This is a genomic window from Mesorhizobium sp. M1A.F.Ca.IN.020.06.1.1 (assembly GCF_004023265.1).
Lineage (GTDB): Bacteria > Pseudomonadota > Alphaproteobacteria > Rhizobiales > Rhizobiaceae > Mesorhizobium.
Genome location: NZ_RZSR01001179.1, coordinates 1 through 1,570, shown reverse-complemented (window position 1 = coordinate 1,570; position 1,570 = coordinate 1). Strand labels below are relative to the sequence as shown.

Genomic DNA, 1,570 nt, shown 5'->3' with positions numbered 1-1,570 from the left:
GCAACAAGGTCTATATGGCCGGCGGCGAGCTGCGCAGCGATTCAGGCGCGGCCCTCGGAGTCGCGGCGATCGAATTCGTAAGCCGCTTCTCGGTCAGCCACGCGGTGATCTCCATCGGCGCGGTCGACGCCGTCGCCGGCCTGACCGACTACGAGCTGGAGGAGGCGGAATTCGCCCGCATGGTGTTGTCGCGCGGGCAACGCACGCTGGTCGTCACCGACCATACCAAGTTCGGCCGGCAGGGCCTGGTTCAGGTCTGCGGCTTCGACGGTTTCTCCGAGCTCGCCACCGACCAGCCGCCGCCGCGCGACATCGCCGCCGCGCTCAGCCAGGCCGGCGCGCGTCTCAGCATTGCGACGGCCTAGCGCCGGAGCCGCCAACGGCTTTCCTTCCCGGCCGCGCCGGTGTTTAGTCGGGTCATGGCCTTCACCATCCGCCAGCTCCAGTTCTTCGTCGCCGTCGCCGAGCAAGGCACGGTCTCGGGCGCCGCGCAGAACCTCTCCATCTCGCAATCCTCGGTCACCGAGGCGATCAAGGAGCTGGAAAGCGATCTCGGCGTCGAGCTGTTCGACCGCCACCCGCGCGGCCTCAACATCACCCATAAGGGCCACCAGTTCCTGCGCCACGCGACGAAAATCCTGGCCGACGTTTCCGATGCGCGCCGCGCTTTCCTCGGCGATCAACTCACAGCGGGCGGGCGGCTGCAGCTCGGCGTCACCTCGCTCGTCGCCGGCTACGTGCTCTCCGATCTGCTGGCTCGCTACCGCCGCGCCTATCCGAGCGTCGAAGTCTCGGCGATCGAGGACAATGGCGACTATCTCGAGCATCTGCTGGTCGGCGGCAAGCTCGACATCGCCGTCATGGTCACGTCGAATTTGCGCGATCGCACCGCGCTGCAGTCGGAAATCCTCGAAGTCTCGGCCTATCGGCTCTGGCTGCCGCTCAGCCACAAGCTCGCCAGCGCCGACATTATCTCGATCGGCGACATCGCTTCCGAACCGCTGATCATGCTGACCGTCGACGAGATCGAGGAGAACACCGGCAAGCTGCTGTCGGCGCTCGGTGCGAGACCGCATGTCGCCTTCCGCACCCGCTCCGTCGAGGCCGTGCGCAGCCTCGTCGCCACCGGCGCCGGCGTGGCGCTGCTGCCAGATCTCGTCTATCGTCCCTGGTCGCTGGAAGGCGACCGCATCGAATCCCGCGATATCTCCGGCTCGCTTCCGGTCGTCCAGGTCGGCATGGTTTGGCGCCGCGGTTCCAGCCTGCCGCAGGCCGCCCGCGACTTTATCGGACTTGCCCAGTCGCAGCGCATGGTCCGGCAGCGGCTCTGATCAGAGCGATTCCAGCAAAGTGTGAACGGTTGGGCTCGGCGACTTCGCCGCAACCTTCCGTCCGAAATGGCGTCGGAAAGAGTATCGGAAAATCCGATATCGGCTTTCTGATAAATGGATTTGCGAAACCGGAATTTTCACAGCACTTTTCGCTCAGGGAACAAAGCCGCTCAGGAGCGCGGCTGCCGGGGTGATGGGAACTCTGGCGTTCAGGTTTGCGTGTGATCCTTGTTGAAAAC

2 protein-coding genes are annotated in these 1,570 nt (G+C 65.2%); both read left to right on the top strand.

The window, feature by feature from the left end; genetic code table 11:
• Window positions 1-365 (top strand): DeoR/GlpR family DNA-binding transcription regulator (locus EOA60_RS32235; protein ID WP_164899743.1); only part of this gene is annotated, 365 nt, incomplete at its 5' end.
• Window positions 366-419: 54 nt separating this feature from the next.
• A complete protein-coding gene (locus EOA60_RS32230) occupies window positions 420-1,331 on the top strand; it encodes a LysR substrate-binding domain-containing protein (RefSeq protein ID WP_067003593.1) in 912 nt (303 codons plus the stop codon).
• The last annotated feature ends 239 nt before the right edge of the window (window positions 1,332-1,570 follow it).

Coding starts and splice junctions, on each gene's coding strand:
- EOA60_RS32230 (WP_067003593.1), top strand. CDS start 420: ATGGCCTTCACCATCCGCCAGCTCCAGTTCTTCGTCGCCGTCGCCGAG.